This is a genomic window from Bradyrhizobium macuxiense (genome assembly GCF_001542415.1).
GTDB classification, from domain to species: domain Bacteria; phylum Pseudomonadota; class Alphaproteobacteria; order Rhizobiales; family Xanthobacteraceae; genus Bradyrhizobium; species Bradyrhizobium macuxiense.
Genome location: NZ_LNCU01000112.1, coordinates 21,989 through 39,479 on the forward strand (window position 1 = coordinate 21,989; position 17,491 = coordinate 39,479).

The window sequence follows — 17,491 nt, forward strand, 5'->3', positions numbered from 1 at the left end:
TTCGAAGCCGCGATGGAATGCCGATGCGCGACACCCTGACGAGCCTGCGTTATCGCTATTGGCCGGATCATCTCCTCGGTGAGATCCTGTCCAAGCGATGGACCGAAACTGCCGTTCCGGTCATCCTTCTCCTGATCGTCGGCTTCGCGCTGAGCCAATCCATCGATCATTTCCTGTCGCCCGCAAGCCTCGCCGATACCGCACGTCAGGCCGGAGAGATCGGCTTCATCGGGCTCGGCATGGCGCTGGTGGTCATTGTCGGCGGCATCGATCTATCGGTCGGATCGATTTTTGCGCTGACCGATTTCTGCGCGCTCTATCTGCTCGACGTGCTGGGCTGGCCGGTGCCGGCGGTGGTGGCGGCCACCCTGCTCTGCGGCGCGCTGCTCGGCGCCGTCAACGGCGTGCTGATCGGATACCTGCGACTGCGCGCCTTCATCACCACGCTGATCACTCTGATCATCTACCGCTCGGCCTTCGATCTCCTGATCCAGCGCTACTCCAACGACATTGCCGCCGCCTTCCCCGACATTCCGTCCTGGAACTTCATCGGCGGCGGTGACGTGTTCGGGATTCCGAGCGTCGCGCTGGTCTATATCGCGATCGCGATCTTCGGCCACGTCTTCATGACGCGGCTGCGCCCGGGCTGGCACATCACCGCAATCGGCGGCTCGCGCCGTTCGGCCTACAACTCCGGCATCCCGGTACGGCGCACGATTGCACTTTGCTACGTCGCAAGCGGCGTGCTGACCAGCATCGGCGCGCTGTTCTTCGCCGCGCGCCTCGGCACCGTCGGCGGCGACATCGGCGTCGGGCTCGAGGTGATCGTGCTGACCGCAACCGTGCTCGGCGGCATCACGCTCGGCGGCGGCAAGGGCTCGGTCACCAAGTCTCTCGTCGGCGTGCTGATCGTACTCCTGATCACCAACGGCCTGACCACGCTGAACGCGCGCGGCGGCATCAATCGCATGGCGCTCGCCGGCATCCTGCTGGTCGCCGCCATGGTCGACATCCGCTGGCAAAAGAACCGCACGCGCATCATCAGCAAAGTCTATGTCGCGCCGACCTACCACGCCCTACCGCCGCCTCCGCCAACCGAGATCGGCAAGGGCGGGCCGTTCGAGCAGAACGACAAGCTGCGCGACGTCCAGTTGATCGGCCTCGGCCGTATCGAGGCGCCGGAGGACGTGATCCTGGATCGCAACGACAATCTCTACGCCGGTTCACGCCACGGCGACATCATGCGTTTCCTCGCGCCCGACTATCAGCGCATGGAGGTGTTCGCCCATATCGGCGGCCAGCCGCTCGGCATGGCCTTCGACCGGCAGGACAATCTCTACGTCTGCATCGGCGGCATGGGCCTTTACCGCATCAAGCCAGACGGCACGGTGGAGAAAGCCACCGATGAAACCAATCGCAGCATGCATTCGGTCAATGACGATAGCCGGCTGCGGCTGGCCGACGACCTCGACATCACCGATGACGGCCTGATCTTCTTCTCCGAAGCCACCGTGCGCTACGAGATGGACGAATGGCCGATCGACGGCCTGGAAGCCCGCGGCAACGGCCGCATCATCTGCTACGACACCAAGACCGGCGCCACGCACACGGCGCTGCGCGGCCTCAAATTCCCCAACGGCATCTGCGTCGCCGGCGACGGCCAGTCGATCCTGTTCGCCGAGACCTTCGGCTGCTCGATCAAGCGCTATTGGTTCGCGGGCGCCAAGAAGGGCACGGTCGAGGTGGTGATGGACAATCTGCCGGGCTACCCTGACAACATCAACCTCGCCTCCGACGGCAATTACTGGCTGGCGCTGGTCGGCATGCGCAGCCCCTCGCTCGACCTCGCCTGGAAGATGCCCGGCTTCCGCCGCCGCATGGCCAAGCGGGTCCCGGTCGACGAATGGCTGTTCCCGAACATCAACACCGGCTGCGTCGTCAAGTTCAACGAACAGGGCAAGATCCTCGAGTCGTTCTGGGACCTGCGCGGCGAGAACCATCCGATGATCACGTCGATGCGCGAGCATCGCGGCTATCTCTATCTCGGCGGCATCGCCAACAACCGGATCGGCCGCTACAAGCTCGACAACGCCGATCCGAAGTTCGTGCAGTATGACAAGCGCTGGGGGAAGTTGTCGTGATCGCGGCCGTCAGGGAATTCACCAACCGCTTCCTCGGACGCGGCGAAGCCACCATCACCGTGCCGTCGTTCGACGGCGCGCTCAAGCCGAACCAGAAGCTTGAGGCCGCGACGACCTTGCTGGAATGCGAGGCGCCCGAGGACATCGCAACCGATGGACGCAACCTCTACATCGCGGACGACCGGCGCCTGCTGCGCCTGGACGGCAACGCCGCGACCGAGATCCGCAGCTTCGAGCAGCCTATCTCGGCGCTGTGCGCGCTGACAGACGGTGGCATCGCGGTTGCACTCGGTGGACGCGAGGTGCGCCTCTATCCAAGCCCCGCTTCAGGCGAGCCGAGCGTCACCTTCAATGACGCGACCTTCAATGCGATCAACGCGCTGGCGCCGGCGGACGACGGCACCTTGATCGCGACCGACGGCTCGACGACATGCGGCGTCGACGACTGGGCGCGCGACCTGATGGAGCTCAACCGGAGCGGCCGCGTCTTCCGGCTCGATCCCAAGGCCAGGTCGGTGACGCAACTGGTCTCCCGGCTCGGTTACGCCTTCGGCGCCTGCGCCCATGGCGACGGCGTGCTGGTCAGCGAGAGCTGGCGCCATCGCGTAGTGCGCGTCGCAGGCGGGCAATCGCCGCAAGTCGTACTCGCTCACCTGCCCGTCTACCCGTCGCGGCTGTCGAAGGCGGCCGGTGGCGGTTATTGGCTCACGGCATTCACGGCGCGCACCCAGCTGATCGAGTTCGTGCTGCGCGAACCTGCCTACCGCCGCCGCATGATGGCCGAGATCGATCCGGCCTACTGGGTTGCGCCGCGGCTGCGTTCGGGCTTCTCGTTCAAGGAACCGATGCAGGGCGCGCACATCAAGACGATGGGCGTCATCAAGCCGTGGGCACCGCCGCGCTCCTACGGGCTCGTCATCCGCCTGAGCGCGGACGGCAAGCCGCTCTACTCGCTGCACAGCCGCGTCGACGGCGTCAATCACGGTGTCGTTGCAGCGCTGGAGATCGGCGCCGACCTCATCCTGATCGCCAAGGGGCCGGGCCGCATCCTGAAACTGCCTCTCGCCGGCCTTGCCGAGGAGTCCGGCTCATGACCGATACCGTGCTTTCACTGCGCAAGGCCACCAAGCTCTACGCGGGCGTGCCCGCCATCGAGGGCGTGGACTTCGAACTCCGCCGCGGCGAGATCCACGCACTTGTCGGCGAGAACGGCGCCGGCAAGTCGACCCTGACCAAGGTGATGGCGGGTGTCGTGACGCTGACCTCCGGCAGCATGACGGTCGACGGCGCGGAGGTCATGCCGCGGACACCGCTGGAAGCCCGCCACCTCGGCATCGCCATGGTGTTCCAGGAGAACAGCCTGGTGCCGACCATGACCGTGGCGCAGAACCTCTTCCTCGGGCAGGAGAAATTCTACAACCGCCTGCGCGGCATCTACATCGCCGCGCAGCAATTCCTGCAATCGCTCAATTTCGACGTGACGCCGACCGCGACCGTGAGCGGGCTCGGAGCGGCCAAGAAGCAGATGGTCGAGATCGCGCGCGCGGTCCTGCACAAGGCCAAGGTCATCATCTTCGACGAACCGACCGCGTCGCTGACGCCGGAGGAGAAAAAATACTTCTTCGACCTCGTCCGTGACCTGAAGAAGCGGGGCGTCTCGATCGTCTTCATCTCGCACGCGCTGGAAGAAGCCCTGCTGCTCGCCGACCGGATCACCGTGCTGCGCGACGGCAAGCACGTCGTCACCGACGACGCCGCAAAGTTCGACCGCGCGGCGATCGTGCAGGCGATGGTGGGGCGCGATCTCTCCAATACGCTCTATGGCACGCGGAAGAAGACCGTGCGGCCGGCCGGAGCGCGTGTCCTCACGGTACAAAACCTCAAGATGGCGCCGATGGTGAAGAACAATTCGCTGTCGGTTTTTGCCGGACAGATCACCGGCGTGTTCGGCCTGGTCGGCGCCGGCCGCACCGAAACTTTCAAGATCGTCTCAGGTGTGTTGAAGCGCGACTTCTTCCACGGCGGCGAGATCCTGCTGCACGACAAGCCGGTGCGCTACCGGGTGCCAGCACCGGCCGTGAAGGCCGGCATCGCCTATGTGACCGAGGATCGCAAGGTCGAGGGCTTCTTCGAAACCGCCTCGATCGCCCGCAACATCTATCTCGGCCTGCTCTCGAAGTTTCCGAAGGGCCGGATGATCCTGTCGGGCCGCGAGACCAATGCGGCCGGCAAGACCTGGACCGAGCGGCTGAAGGTTCGCGCCATCGGCGACGAGGCCAAGGTGGTCGAGCTCTCAGGCGGCAACCAGCAGAAGGTCGTGATCGCCAAATCCCTCGTGCAGGAGCCCGACCTGATCATCTTCGACGAGCCGACGCGCGGCGTCGACGTCGGCGCCATTGTCGAGATCCACGAGCTGATCAATCAGCTCGCCGACGAGGGCAAGGCCGTGGTGGTCATCTCATCCTATTTGCCCGAGATCATGGCCCTCTCCGACCGCATCCTCGTCTCGCGTCAGGGCAAGGTCGTCGAGGAGTTCTCCGCCGTCGAGGCGACCGAAGAGAAGATCATGTACGCGGCGATCCATTGACGGCCCGACGCGGCATCAGGAATCCGCACCCTTCGAACGGTTCGCCAGTCCGCCGCGGCGCGACATGATCGTGCGGCCAAGCTATTGCTTGGGCCCGACCGTCCCAGCTTGCTTCAGTCGCGCCGATCTCACCCAGCCCGAGACGTTGTTGCCCGTCGTAGGATTTGCATACATCACGGACGACCAGCCGTCACGGGTTTGTGCGTAGGTCACGAGCTCATCCTTCGGAACGACGAAGACGCCGTTGATCGGGCAATGCAGGTTCGGCGCCGAATAGAATTGCACGCGTCGCGTCCCTGTCACCACGCTGGCGAGCGGCGGCGAGAACAGTGGTGCGCCCTTGGCGCCCGCATGCGTCCCCTTGCAGCTCGACGGCGTCTGCGCGTGCACCGACGCGCCCAGCGAACCCAGGATCATGGCACTGCAGAGGATGGAGGCGAGTATCGACTTGTCCGACATCAATTCATCTCCTGGACCGCGCTGGCGCCGATCACCGATTGCTTCGATGTATCTGTCGCCGACCAAGGGTAGCAGGTTCTGACGATGCGACGAAAATGCCGCGCTGAACAGAGCGCGGCAGCATTGCCGATTTGACCATGACGCAAATCACCTGCGGAGCCATGGCTTGTGGCCCGCGCATCAGACCTTGGCCCCTCGAGGCACAATTGGGCGTTACCCGCTGTCAGTGGGCGTGCGGAAGCATCGAGAGACCCGCGAGTTGATCGATGCTGTCACGATGGCGATCGAAGTTGCCAAGGACATCCCCTTGCAGCACCCGACCTCCAGACAATTTGACCCGGAGAGGATCAACGTTGCGGCCGTTGATCCGGACCTCGTAATAGAGATGCGGCCCCGTCGACAGCCCCGTCGATCCGACGAAGGCGATCGTCTCGCCCTGACGGACGCGGTCGCCCACCTTCAGCCCGCGCGGGAAGTTCGCGACATGCGCATAGGTGGTCTCGTAGCCGCGGTCGTGGAGCACCCTGATATATTTCCCGTAGCCTCGCTCGAATCCCATGGTCTCGACGACGCCGGCACCGGCTGCTGCAACCGGCGAACCAAAGGGCGCGGCGAAATCGGCGCCCTCGTGGAAACGGCGATCACCCAGGATCGGATGAATGCGCCAGCCAAAACCGTCGCCGAGTCGGCCATTGACGACCGGCTTGCGCAACAGGAACTTGGTGATGGAATGCCCACTCTCGTCGTAGAAATCCGAGCTGCCGTCGTCCGGCGCGGTGAAGCGGTAGTAGCGGCGCGTCTGTCCGCCTGCCGTGAGGTCGACGAACACCAATTCCGGTTGGCCGAGCTCGTTGGGCGCGTAGATGATCTTGGCTACATCGCCCTCGCCAAGCGGCTCGCCGAGGTCGAAATCGCGGCCGCACAGGCGCATGAGCTCGGCGACGATCGCTTCGTCGACATGATTGGAGCGTGCAAGCGCGTCGAGCCCGTCACGCAGCGTCTCTCCAGAGACAGGGCGGGTGTCGACCGTGTCACGCAACAAACTCTCGGCAGGTCGGGCGGCGCCCGCTTGTTCCGGCACGATCGCCTGGTAGTCGCCCGCATCCGTGCGACCGACCGCAGCGACAGCCGAATCTGCCCGCTCGATCGACACTTTCAGGATATGACCGCGTGGCACGCCGGCGTCCGCGTCCTGTTCGATGATTGTGATCTTCTCGCCACCGGACAACGTCGCCGGGCCGCCGGGCCGCGAGAAGGCCGCCAGGATCGCCGGTTCATCCTCCGCTCCCGCGGCCACCGCGCGCAGAATGGCCGAGAGCGTGTCGCCGCTCCTGCCGATCACGACATGTCGATGAGTATCAGCCAAGGCGGATGACTTCGGAACGCTGCTGACGTTGAGCGCCTCGCCGATCGGAGACAGCGGCGACCGCGCGTCTCCGTCGTCAGCATAGGAGCTGACGCTGCCGGGCAGTCTACGGCGTGACGAGCCGAAGCGAATGATGGGCGGTAGCTGCGATGACGATGTCCCCTGCTGGTCAGCGTGCCGGTTATTCTCGCCGTCTCCCGCCGGTGCGCGACCGTCCTCCGGATGCGGCTCCGGGTCGATCTCGGCGAGCCGGGCCGACACGCGTGTAAATGGACGGACCGCCCCCGCGTCACTCAACTGCTCGATCCTGATCGCTGAGGGATGGCCCTTCCGTCCCGGCTTCCGGTCCAGACGGTCGCCGCGCCCGGCTTCGTCGACCATCTGCCGAGCGAGGCGCTGAATGGAGACAATGGGTGACATGGCGAATTGAGCGCGCTCGCCAAAGACTCCACGAAGCGCTCCGCCAAACAAGGTGACCGCGGCAACCCCCATCAGAACAGTCCCGGCCATCCAGCGAAAACTGGCCGTCCGCCGATCCGGCGGCCCGCCTTCGCCGCCCAGCGGCGGCTCGTTGCCAAGGACCTCGCGCATGCTCTGCGAATACGCATTCGCTGCCCGCGCGTCGCTGCGGTTGGTCATCGGCGTACTTTTCATCCGGTCGGCTCGTTCTGGGGCGACGTCCGCGGCAGGGTTGCGTTCGATGTGCACCGTTGATGGGCGGGCGATCATCACCTGCGGGCGGGCTTGATTGCCCGCAGCGAGTCACAGCGGAAGGAGGCATGCACCTGAGGCGATTGTTTGACCGCCGCTCGATTCCGTTCGCTATTGCCGTTCCGCCGGTGCGAGTTTACCCGGCACGGAAAATGCCCCTTGGATGATTTGTCGAAACCGGGTCCGGCCGTTCGTCGATCCGTTGAAGAGAACACCGTTACAGGAGACGTCATGACGAAGTACCTGGTCACTATTCACCATCCCGACGACTACGACCCGTCCCTCGAGGACGAAGCGATGCGCCGCGACATCGAGGCGCTCAACGACGAGATGAAAGCCGCCGGTGTCAGGATTTTCGTAGGTGGCCTGCACCCGCCAAGCCGCGCGAGGTCGCTGCGGGCACAGCCCGATGGCAAGGTGCTGATCACCGATGGGCCGTACCTGGAGACCAAGGAGTATGTGGGCGGATTCTGGGTGCTGGAAGCCGCTGACATGGACGAGGCGCTAGCGTGGGGCCGCAAGGCCGCCGTCGCTTGTCGGGCACCGGTCGAGGTGCGGCCGTTTCACTGACGGCGAATACAACCGCAGGACAGGACGCTTTGCGTAGCGAATATTCGGCGAAAATGGCGCGCCCGGAACGATTCGAACGTCCGACCCTCAGATTCGTAGTCTGATGCTCTATCCAGCTGAGCTACGGGCGCATTTTCGCGGCAGGGCTTGGGCCCGTGTGGGTCCGGGAAGGCCCGGACCGACGCGAAAGAGCGCTCTAGCTACAGGCTCCGGGTCCAGTTGGCAAGGTCTGGCAGGCATGTTCAGGCCGGCGATTTGAAGGGAGAGCCGGAAACCGCGCCCGAAGCAGCCCTTTCGGTCATTCCGGCACACGATGGCGTCCGGAAGCGCCGCGGTATCAAGCATTTCCGGGCGTCATGCAGGGATCCCTTGGATTGGCGACGGGATCCGGCCCGGCTTATGCCCGCGCCCGCTCGTTTCGGATCGAAAGCAGTTCCACCGGGCGGTCCGGGATCGAGATCCGGAACGTGGCGCCGATCGTGCCCTCGACCAGATGGATGTTGCCGCCATGGGCGCGGATCAGCTCGGCGGCGATGGCAAGACCGAGCCCGCTGCCGCCGGGACGGCCGGAGGTCTGGAACGCCTCGAACAAATGCTCGCGCGCCTTCGCCGGCACGCCGGGGCCGGTGTCGGAGACCTCGATGATTGCCACCGTCCCCTCGCGGCGACCGGTGATGCGGATCTGCGTGCTTGAGGCATCGGGATGGCTCTCCAGCGCCTGCACTGCGTTGCGCACCAGGTTGAGCAGCACACGGAACAGCTGGTCCGGATCCGCGTCGATGGTCAATCCGCGCTCAATCGCACAGATCCAGGTGATCGCGGCGTCCGTCGCGAGGCCCGCCGATTCCCGAACCTCGGCAACCGCGGGCTCGACCAGCATCACGCGGCGGTCGGGCGCCGCTTCCTGCGCGCGGCCGTAGGACAATGTCGACTGGCAGAACGCGATGGCACGCTCGAGCGAGCGCAACAGCTTCGGCGCGAAGCGCTGCACGCGCGGATCGGGCACGCTGGCAAGCTGGTCCGACAACAGTTGCGACGACGCCAGCAGGTTGCGCAGATCGTGATTGATCTTGGACACGGCGAGCCCGAGCGCGGCGAGCCGGCTCTTCTGATGCAGCATCGAGACGAGGTCGCGCTGCATATCCGATAGCTCGCGCTCGGCCACCCCGATCTCGTCGCCGCGCTGGCTCGGCACGATGATTCGCGCTGAACTCTCGGGATTTTCGTGGAAGCCGACCAGGCTCGCAGTCAGCCGCCGCATCGGGCGGACGAACAGATAATGGAGCGCGAGATAGACGAGGCCGGCGGTCAGGCCCGCAATCAGCAGCGCGACGACGAGCACGTTGCGGGAGAAGCGGTACATCGCCTGCCGCAGCGGCTTCTCGTCGATCACGACCTCGATGAACTGCGCCTTGCCGGGTGCAGGACCGACCACGCGGATAGTCTGGTCGCCATGCTCGAGCATCAGTTCGATGGAATCGACGATCGCCGACCACACCGTCATGGTCCGCATGTCGACGTCATGGTCGATCGAGGCTGGCAGGTCGGCACTAGCGAGCAGGCGGCGTTGCTGCCCCAGCTTGATGGCGACGGCGCGGGCGCCGATGCTGGTCAGAATCTGCCGCGCCAGCGAATCCGGCACCATGCCGGAGGGCGCGGCGTCCAGCACCAGCGCCGCGGTGTTGGCGGCGGCCAGACGGTCGTTGAGCCTGTTCATGCGGAAGTTGGCGATCGCGGGCACATAGATCAGGAGCCCGGCAATCATCACCAGGGGGATGGTCAGCAGCAGAAGCTTGCCCGACAGCCCGAGCCGGAGGGACGGCTTGGGCCGCTGCTTCAGCGCGGTTGCCTGATCGTCAGTTACGGCCACAAGAGAAAGCCTTGTTTGGCTCAGGGGTCGGAAGATGCGGCCCGGCCCCCAAGCCGGTCAAATTACGGATCGCTAATGTCGGCGGGTTCCCCCAGGGTGCCGCAAAGCGCCTCCCCTCACCGTCAAAAACCCCGCGAAAACAGATATATTCGCCTCAATTGCGACGTTTCGAAGAAGGCCTTTTGCGTCACCCTGTGACATTGACGAAAAGGGGGCACTCCCTTATAAGCCGCGCCAACTGTCCGCGATGGCCCGGTTCTTGACCCGGGGGCGGCTCATTTGGGGCCGTGAACGGCCCGTTTGGGCCCGCCAGCATTATCGGACTTCATCTCAATTCAACGGCAAATTGCCCGGTCAGCGGAGACTTACCCGTGAAGCGGACTTATCAACCCAGCAAACTGGTGCGCAAGCGCCGTCACGGCTTCCGCGCCCGTCTCGCCACGGCCGGCGGCCGCAAGGTCCTCGCCGCACGCCGCGCGCGCGGCCGCAAGCGCCTGAGCGCCTGAGCCCGGACATCTCCTCTTCGGAGATTCTTTATGGATCGGCTAAGGCAGCGGGCGGACTTCCTCGCCGTTGCCAATGGCGCACGGGCGACGTGCGCAGCCTTTGTGCTGCAGGGGCGCCGGCGCGGCGATGACGGCCCGATCCGCGTCGGCTTCACCGTCACCAAGAAAAACGGCAGCGCGCCCGAGCGCAACCGCATCCGCCGCCGGCTTCGCGAGGTGGTAAAGCAGGCCGGCGTCATATCGATGCGACCGCACCATGATTATGTGCTAGTCGGCCGCCGTGATGCGCTGACGCGTGACTTTGCGACCATGCTTGACGATCTGCGGTCGGCGCTGCGCCGCCTCGACCGGCCTGCGCCCCAGGCGCGTAACAAGGCGCGTAATCCGAACGGAATGACGAGACCTTAAGAGATGTCCGACAACCGCAATACGATCCTTGCCGTCATTCTGTCCGGCCTCGTCCTGATCGCCTGGCAATATTTCTACAACATGCCGCAGATGGAGAAGCAGCGCGCGGAACAGCAGCGGCAGGCCGAGTTGCAGAAGCCGACCCCCAAGGCGACCGCGACGCCGGGCCAGACCTCGACGACTCCCTCGCCGTCCGCCACCGGCGCGCCCACGAGCGCGCAGCCGACCGCCGCTGCCGCCGGGCCGACCGTCAGCCGCGAGGCGGCGCTGGCCGCGGGCCCGCGCGTCAAGATCGACACCCCGCACGTCACGGGCAGCATCTCGCTGAAGGGCGCCCGCATCGACGACATCGCGCTGGTCAAGTTCCGCGAGACGGTCGATCCCAATTCGCCGCCGATCGTGCTGTTCTCTCCGTCGCAGACGGCCGCTCCCTATTACGCCGAATTCGGCTGGGTGCCCGCGACCGGATCGACGGTGCGGCTCCCTGACCAGAACACCGAGTGGCAGCAGGAAGGCTCGGGCAGCCTGACCCCGACGACGCCGGTGACGCTGAAATACGACAATGGCGAGGGCCTGACCTTCCGCCGCACCATCTCGATCGACGACCGCTATTTGTTCACCATCAAGGACGAGGTCAGCAATGTCGGCAACGCGCCGGTCACCCTGTATCCGTTCGCGCTGATCGCGCGTCACGGCACGCCGCAGGTCTCGGGCTATTACATCCTGCATGAGGGCCTGATCGGATATCTCGGCGAGCACGGCCTGCAGGAATTCTCCTACAAGAAGATCGACGACGCCAAGTCGGTCACCTTCGACGCCACCAATGGCTGGCTCGGCATGACCGACAAGTATTGGGCGTCGGCGCTGCTGCCCGACACTTCGGCCAAGCTGCATGTGCGCTACTCGTCCGAAGCGGTCGGCGACAGGCACGATTACCAGACCGATTATCTTCTTGGCGCGCAGACACTCCCGATCGGCGGCACGATCAGCGCCAACGCGCGGCTGTTCGCCGGCGCCAAGGAAGCCAGCGTGGTCGGCATGAACTTCCCGCTGGTCGGCTTCGGCGGCTACAACAAGGAGCTCGGGCTGAACCATTTCGATCTCCTGATCGACTGGGGCTGGTTCTACTTCATCACCAAGCCGATGTTCCTGGCGCTCGACTGGTTCTACCGCCTGTTCGGAAACTTCGGCGTCTCGATCCTGCTCGTGACCGTGATCGTGAAGCTGCTGTTCTTCCCGCTCGCCAACAAGTCCTATGCCTCGATGGCGAAGATGAAGTCGGTGCAGCCGCAGCTGCAGGCGCTGAAGGAACGCTATCCCGACGACCGCGTGAAGCAGCAGCAGGAGATGATGGAGATCTACAAGAAGGAGAAGATCAACCCGATCGCCGGCTGTCTTCCCATCGCTCTCCAGATCCCGGTGTTCTTCTCGCTCTACAAGGTGCTGTTCGTCACCATCGAAATGCGGCATGCGCCGTTCTTCGGCTGGATCAAGGACCTCTCGGCGCCCGATCCGACCAACCTGTTCACGCTGTTCGGCCTGCTGCATTACGATCCGACGCAGCTTCCGATCTTCGGTCACTATCTGGCGCTCGGCATCTGGCCGATCATCATGGGCATCACGATGTGGTTCCAGATGAAGCTCAACCCGGCGCCGCCGGATCCGACGCAGAAGATCATCTTCGACTGGATGCCGCTGATCTTCACCTTCATGCTGGCAGGCTTCCCGGCAGGTCTCGTGATCTACTGGGCCTGGAACAACACGCTGTCGGTGCTGCAGCAGAGCTTCATCATGCGCAAGAACGGCGTGAAGGTGGAACTGTTCGACAATCTGAAAGCGACGTTTGCCAGGAAGGCGACGTAGCGCTTCCAGGCAAATCAGCCTTCTCAATCATGATGCCCGGCCTTGTGCCGGGCATCAGCGTATTGGAGGGTGACAAACATTGGACGTGGATGGTTGGGCCGAGCCCCCGCCATGACGAACCGGAGATCTTCTGGATGGCCGCCGAACCGGACGCGAAACTGATCGAGCAGGGGCGAAAGCTGTTTGCCGGCGACTGGCGCTTCATCTGGGCCTCACCCTCGATCGAGACGCTGCCGCCGATGGCAGGGCTCGAGGTCGCCTTTGCCGGCCGTTCCAATGTCGGCAAGTCGAGCCTGATCAATGCGCTGACCGGCCGCAGCAATCTGGCGCGCACATCGCACACGCCGGGCCGCACCCAGGAGCTGATCTTCTTCGAGGGCCCCGAAAAGGCCGGCTTCCGCCTCGTCGACATGCCCGGCTATGGCTACGCCTCGGCGCCGAAGACCAAGGTCGCCTCGTGGACTGAGCTGATCCACAAATTCCTGCTCGGGCGGGCGACGCTGGCGCGGGTCTACGTGCTGATCGATGCCCGCCACGGCATCAAGGACGTCGATCTCGACGTGCTGAAGACGCTCGACAAGTCCGCGGTCAGCTACCAGGTCGTGCTGACCAAGGCCGACCAGGTGAAGGCCGGCGAACTGAAGACCGTCATCGCCGACACCACGGCGGCGCTGGCGAAACACCCGGCGGCGTTCCCCGAGCTGCTGGTGACGTCGTCGCGCACCGGCGACGGCATGCCGGAGTTGCGCGCCGCGATGGTGCGCCTGATCGAGGAACGGCGCCGATGAGCGGCTTGCCCCGCCTCCTGACCGGCCTCGCCGCCATCATGGGCGGCTGCGGTGTCATACTGGCGGCCGCCGCAGCCCATCTGCCGGATGCCGCGCGCCTGGGCGCGGCATCTTCGATGCTGCTGTTTCATGCGACCGCGGTACTCGCGACCGTTGCGCTCGTGGACAGCACCGTCGTTCATGCCCGGATCGGCGTTGCGGCGGCGGCCGGCTTCGTCATCGCGGCGTCACTGTTCGCAGGCGACCTGACGGCGCGCCAATATGCCGGCCACGGGCTGTTTCCGATGGCTGCTCCGACCGGCGGAACATTACTGATCCTGAGCTGGCTGGTGCTCGCAGTCGCGGCGGCCTGGCCGAAACGTTGACGCGTCTTCTTCCCATCTCCACAAGGGGAGAGGGTGAAGAGCACTTTGCGCCTGCCCGGCAATCAGATAGAACCGCCCCGCCCCCTCCGTGACGACGAGACCAGCCCCATGACCGACCAGCATATCAGCCCGCTCGATCAGGCCCGCATCCTGTCCGAGGCGCTGCCCCACATGCAGGAATATGACGAAGAGACCATCGTCATTAAGTATGGCGGCCATGCCATGGGCGCCGAGGACACCGCAAAAGCCTTCGCGCGCGACATCGTGCTGCTCGAGCAGACCGCGATCAATCCGGTGGTGGTGCACGGCGGCGGGCCGCAGATCGCGACCATGCTGAAGCGCCTCGGCATCCAGTCCGAATTCGCCGCCGGCCTGCGCATCACCGATGCCGCGACCATCGAGATCGTCGAGATGGTGCTGGCCGGCTCGGTCAACAAACAGATCGTCGGCTACATCAACGAGGCCGGCGGCAAGGCCGTGGGCCTTTCCGGCAAGGACGGCAACATGGTGAAGGCGTCGAAGACGACGCGCACCATGATCGACCCGGGTTCTAATATCGAGAAGGCCATCGATCTCGGCTTCGTCGGCGATCCCGAAAAGGTCGACCTCACGCTGCTCAACCAGTTGATCGGCTACGAGCTGATCCCGGTGCTGGCGCCGCTCGCGACCTCGAAGGAGGGCCAGACGCTGAACGTCAACGCCGACACCTTCGCCGGCGCGATCGCAGGCGCGCTGAAGGCCAAGCGCCTGCTGCTGCTGACCGATGTCCCCGGCGTGCTCGACAAGTCCAAGAAGCTGATCCCCGATTTGTCGATCAAGGACGCCCGCAAGCTGATCGCCGACGGCACCATTTCCGGCGGCATGATCCCGAAGGTCGAGACGTGCATCTACGCGCTCGAACAGGGCGTGCAGGGCGTCGTGATCATCGACGGCAAGATGCAGCATGCGGTGCTGCTCGAACTCTTCACCAACCAGGGGACCGGCACGCTGATCCATAAGTAATGGCAGGCGGGGTCAAGCGATCGAGGGCCATCACGGCCGGGTTTGTCCCGGCCATCCCCGCCCTGCGCAGCGAACGCCATACGACCATACACGCCCGCATCGCTGCGGTCCTGAGGCGGTCGCGGCGGCGATCGCCGCTCGCACGGCTGATGATGTCGCTCCCCGCCGCGATCGCTTCGCTCATGTTCTCGTCAGAGCCGGCGCATGCCGACCTGAAGCTCTGCAACCGGATGAGCTATGTGATCGAGGCCGCGATCGGCATCGACGACAAGGCCGCGACGGCGACGCGGGGCTGGTTCCGCATCGATCCGGCGACTTGCCGCGTCGTGGTGCAGGGCGCGCTGACCGCCGACCGCGTGCTGCTCAATGCGCGCGCGCTCGGCGTCTACGGCGCCTCGCCGATCCCGCAGAACGGCACCGATACGCTCTGCGTCGCGCAGGATAATTTCGTGATCGCGGCCGCGCGCCAGTGCCGCTCCGGCCAGACGCCGGCACAGTTCACCCAGATCACCCCGACCCAGACCGATGACGGCAATCTCGTCGCCTATCTCGCCGAAGACAGCGAGTATGACGACGAGCAGGCGCGGCTCGCCGGCATCCAGCGCCTCCTGGTGATCGCGGGCTACGACGCCGCGCCGATCGATGGCGTCGACGGCCCGAAGACGCAGTCTGCGTTGTCCGCCTTCCTCAAGAGCCGCGGGCTCGCCAACGACATCGTGCAGTCGCCGAACTTTTTCGCCACAATGATCGACGCCGTGCAGAAGCCGTCGCCATCGGGGCTGACCTGGTGCAACGACACGCCGCACAAGGTAATGGCCGCGGTTGCCACCGATGACGGCAAGGCGGTGACCAGCCGCGGCTGGTATCGGATCGATCCCGGCAAGTGCCTGCATCCCGACGTCACAGGCACGCCGAAACAGATCTACTCCTTCGCCGAAGCCGTCGACAGCGACAACCGCACCATCCGCATCAAGGACAAGCCGCTCAACTGGGGTGGCCTGACGCAACTCTGCACGCGCGACAGCAAGTTCGAGGTCAACGACCAGGGCGACTGCGCCAACCGCGGTCTCACCGCGATCGGCTTCGCCCCGGTCGACATGACCAGCGGCGGCAAGACGCTGCGCTTCGCGATGCCATGATCATTTCCTTCGTCGTTGCTGCGAAAGCTGAGACGACCCGTGGAGAAAGCCATGACTAAGACCCCCCGCAACTTCGTTCACGTCGACACCTGGGTGTTCGACCTCGACAACACGCTGTACCCGCACCACGTCAATCTGTGGCAGCAGGTCGATGCGCGGATCGGCGAATTCGTCAGCAACTGGCTGAGCGTGACGCCGGAAGAGGCGCGGCGGATACAGAAGGACTATTACCTGCGCTACGGCACCACCATGCGCGGCATGATGACCGAGCACGGCGTGAGCGCGGATGATTATCTCGCCTATGTGCACAAGATCGACCACTCGCCGCTGCAACCGAATCCGGCGATGGGGGCAGCGATCGCGAGGCTGGCGGGGCGCAAGCTGATCCTGACCAACGGCTCGACCGATCATGTCGAGGCGGTGCTCGACCGGCTCGGTATCAGCCACCATTTCGACGGTGTGTTCGACATCATCGCCGCCGATCTCGAGCCGAAGCCTGCGCCGCAGACCTACGCCAAGTTCCTGAAGCTTCACGACGTCGACCCGACCAGGGCGGCGATGTTCGAGGACCTTGCACGCAATCTGGTGGTGCCGCATGAGCTCGGCATGACCACGGTGCTCGTCGTACCCGACGGCAGCCGAGAGGTGGTGCGCGAGACCTGGGAGCTCGAAGGCCGCGACGCCGCGCATGTCGACCACGTCACCGACGATCTGACCGGCTTTTTGCAGCGGCTGAAGCCGTAGCCCGACTGGAGGAAGCGAAATCCGGGCGACGGCGTGGGCCAGCCTTGACTCCGCGGCCGCAAATCCCGAAAAAGCGAACCGAATCCCCAGCAAATTCCGCCCAAGGATCGCCCAATGTCCCTGTCCGCCCTCGAATCCACTGTCAACGCCGCGTTCGACGCCCGCGAAGGCGTTTCGACCTCGACCAAGGGCGAGGTCCGTGACGCCGTCGACCATGCGCTTGAGTTGCTCGACAAGGGCGAGGCCCGCGTCGCCGAGCGCGAGACCGGCGGCAAGTGGAAGGTCAATCAGTGGCTGAAGAAGGCGGTGCTGCTCTCGTTCCGCCTCAACGAGATGGGCCAGATCGCGGGCGGCCCCGGCAAGGCGTCGTGGTGGGACAAGGTGCCCTCGAAGTTCGAAGGCTGGGGCGAGAACCGCTTCCGCGATGCCGGTTTCCGCGCGGTGCCGGGCGCGATCGTCCGCCGCTCGGCCTTCATCGCCCGTAACGTCGTACTGATGCCCTCCTTCGTCAATCTCGGCGCCTATGTCGATGAAGCGACCATGATCGACACCTGGTCGACGGTCGGCTCCTGCGCCCAGATCGGCAAGCGCGTGCATATCTCCGGCGGCGTCGGCATCGGCGGCGTGCTCGAGCCGCTGCAGGCCGAGCCCGTCATCGTCGAGGACGATTGCTTCATCGGCGCCCGCAGCGAGGTCGCCGAGGGCGTGATCGTGCGCAAGGGTGCAGTGCTGGCGATGGGCGTCTTCCTCGGCGCCTCCACCAAGATCGTCGACCGCGAGACCGGCGAGACCTTCATCGGCGAAGTGCCGGAATATGCCGTCGTCGTCCCCGGCACGCTGCCGCCCAAGCCGATGAAGAACGGCCAGCCTGGCCCGGCCACGGCCTGCGCCGTCATCGTCAAGCGCGTCGACGAGCGCACCCGCGCCAAGACCAGCATCAACGAGCTGCTGCGCGACTGATCGGCCTCATCG

16 protein-coding genes and 1 tRNA gene are annotated in these 17,491 nt (G+C 65.0%); 13 read left to right on the forward strand and 4 right to left on the reverse strand.

Translation table 11 applies throughout. The annotated features are described in order from the left end of the window. Positions 1 to 17 precede the first annotated feature (17 nt). Genes AS156_RS33630 through AS156_RS33640 form a run of 3 tightly spaced genes read left to right on the forward strand, consistent with a single transcriptional unit; the run spans position 18 to position 4,728 of the window. Positions 18 to 2,141 (forward strand): ABC transporter permease, encoded by a 2,124-nt coding sequence (locus AS156_RS33630; RefSeq protein WP_066513663.1) that lies wholly within the window; start codon positions 18 to 20, stop codon positions 2,139 to 2,141. Further along, entirely contained in the window at positions 2,138 to 3,235 is a 1,098-nt protein-coding gene (locus AS156_RS33635; protein WP_066513664.1) for an SMP-30/gluconolactonase/LRE family protein, read from the forward strand. Before AS156_RS33630 ends, AS156_RS33635 begins: the two co-directional genes overlap by 4 nt. Beyond that, the gene (locus AS156_RS33640; RefSeq protein WP_066513665.1) at positions 3,232 to 4,728 is read left to right on the forward strand and encodes a sugar ABC transporter ATP-binding protein; all 1,497 of its coding nucleotides are present in this window, start codon (positions 3,232 to 3,234) and stop codon (positions 4,726 to 4,728) included. Before AS156_RS33635 ends, AS156_RS33640 begins: the two co-directional genes overlap by 4 nt. A gap of 81 nt (positions 4,729 to 4,809) precedes the next feature. Here the strand turns inward: AS156_RS33640 and AS156_RS33645 are convergent, their stop codons facing one another. Further along, a complete protein-coding gene (locus AS156_RS33645; RefSeq protein WP_066513699.1) occupies positions 4,810 to 5,187 on the reverse strand; it encodes a hypothetical protein in 378 nt (125 codons plus the stop codon). Positions 5,188 to 5,410: 223 nt separating this feature from the next. Continuing rightward, positions 5,411 to 7,192, reverse strand: coding sequence for a M23 family metallopeptidase (locus AS156_RS33650; RefSeq protein WP_066513666.1), 1,782 nt, complete (start codon positions 7,190 to 7,192; stop codon positions 5,411 to 5,413). Between the two features lie 303 nt (positions 7,193 to 7,495). Between AS156_RS33650 and AS156_RS33655 the strand changes: the two genes are divergently transcribed. Beyond that, the gene (locus AS156_RS33655; RefSeq protein WP_066513667.1) at positions 7,496 to 7,834 is read left to right on the forward strand and encodes a YciI family protein; all 339 of its coding nucleotides are present in this window, start codon (positions 7,496 to 7,498) and stop codon (positions 7,832 to 7,834) included. 54 nt (positions 7,835 to 7,888) lie between these two features. On the opposite strand, the gene AS156_RS33660 is transcribed toward AS156_RS33655, so the two are convergent. Next, a tRNA-Arg gene (locus tag AS156_RS33660) sits at positions 7,889 to 7,965 on the reverse strand. Between the two features lie 266 nt (positions 7,966 to 8,231). Continuing rightward, positions 8,232 to 9,704, reverse strand: coding sequence for a sensor histidine kinase (locus AS156_RS33665; RefSeq protein ID WP_066513668.1), 1,473 nt, complete (start codon positions 9,702 to 9,704; stop codon positions 8,232 to 8,234). 371 nt (positions 9,705 to 10,075) lie between these two features. Between AS156_RS33665 and rpmH the strand changes: the two genes are divergently transcribed. From rpmH to dapD, 9 genes are all read left to right on the forward strand, one after another. Next, on the forward strand, positions 10,076 to 10,210 hold the full coding sequence (gene rpmH, locus AS156_RS33670; RefSeq protein WP_008542748.1) for a 50S ribosomal protein L34: 135 nt from the start codon (positions 10,076 to 10,078) through the stop codon (positions 10,208 to 10,210). 30 nt (positions 10,211 to 10,240) lie between these two features. Further along, the gene (gene rnpA, locus AS156_RS33675) at positions 10,241 to 10,618 is read left to right on the forward strand and encodes a ribonuclease P protein component (protein ID WP_066513669.1); all 378 of its coding nucleotides are present in this window, start codon (positions 10,241 to 10,243) and stop codon (positions 10,616 to 10,618) included. A 3-nt stretch (positions 10,619 to 10,621) separates the two neighbouring features. Then, positions 10,622 to 12,481, forward strand: coding sequence for a membrane protein insertase YidC (gene yidC / locus AS156_RS33680; protein ID WP_066513670.1), 1,860 nt, complete (start codon positions 10,622 to 10,624; stop codon positions 12,479 to 12,481). A gap of 134 nt (positions 12,482 to 12,615) precedes the next feature. Beyond that, positions 12,616 to 13,269, forward strand: coding sequence for a ribosome biogenesis GTP-binding protein YihA/YsxC (gene yihA, locus AS156_RS33685; protein WP_066513671.1), 654 nt, complete (start codon positions 12,616 to 12,618; stop codon positions 13,267 to 13,269). Next, the gene (locus AS156_RS33690) at positions 13,266 to 13,634 is read left to right on the forward strand and encodes a DUF423 domain-containing protein (RefSeq protein WP_066513672.1); all 369 of its coding nucleotides are present in this window, start codon (positions 13,266 to 13,268) and stop codon (positions 13,632 to 13,634) included. The genes yihA and AS156_RS33690 overlap by 4 nt, the downstream gene beginning before the upstream one ends. A 108-nt stretch (positions 13,635 to 13,742) precedes the next feature. Beyond that, positions 13,743 to 14,636: an acetylglutamate kinase gene (gene argB, locus AS156_RS33695; protein WP_066513673.1), complete on the forward strand. Its 894-nt coding sequence runs from the start codon at positions 13,743 to 13,745 to the stop codon at positions 14,634 to 14,636. 152 nt (positions 14,637 to 14,788) lie between these two features. After that, positions 14,789 to 15,775, forward strand: coding sequence for a DUF1036 domain-containing protein (locus tag AS156_RS33700; RefSeq protein ID WP_066513700.1), 987 nt, complete (start codon positions 14,789 to 14,791; stop codon positions 15,773 to 15,775). A gap of 51 nt (positions 15,776 to 15,826) precedes the next feature. Beyond that, positions 15,827 to 16,519 carry a pyrimidine 5'-nucleotidase gene (locus AS156_RS33705; protein ID WP_066513701.1) on the forward strand — a complete coding sequence of 231 codons (693 nt, stop codon included), beginning with the start codon at positions 15,827 to 15,829 and terminating at the stop codon, positions 16,517 to 16,519. Between the two features lie 114 nt (positions 16,520 to 16,633). Further along, complete coding sequence (dapD, locus tag AS156_RS33710; RefSeq protein ID WP_066513674.1) at positions 16,634 to 17,479, forward strand: 2,3,4,5-tetrahydropyridine-2,6-dicarboxylate N-succinyltransferase; 846 nt, start codon at positions 16,634 to 16,636, stop codon at positions 17,477 to 17,479. Positions 17,480 to 17,491: the final 12 nt, after the last annotated feature.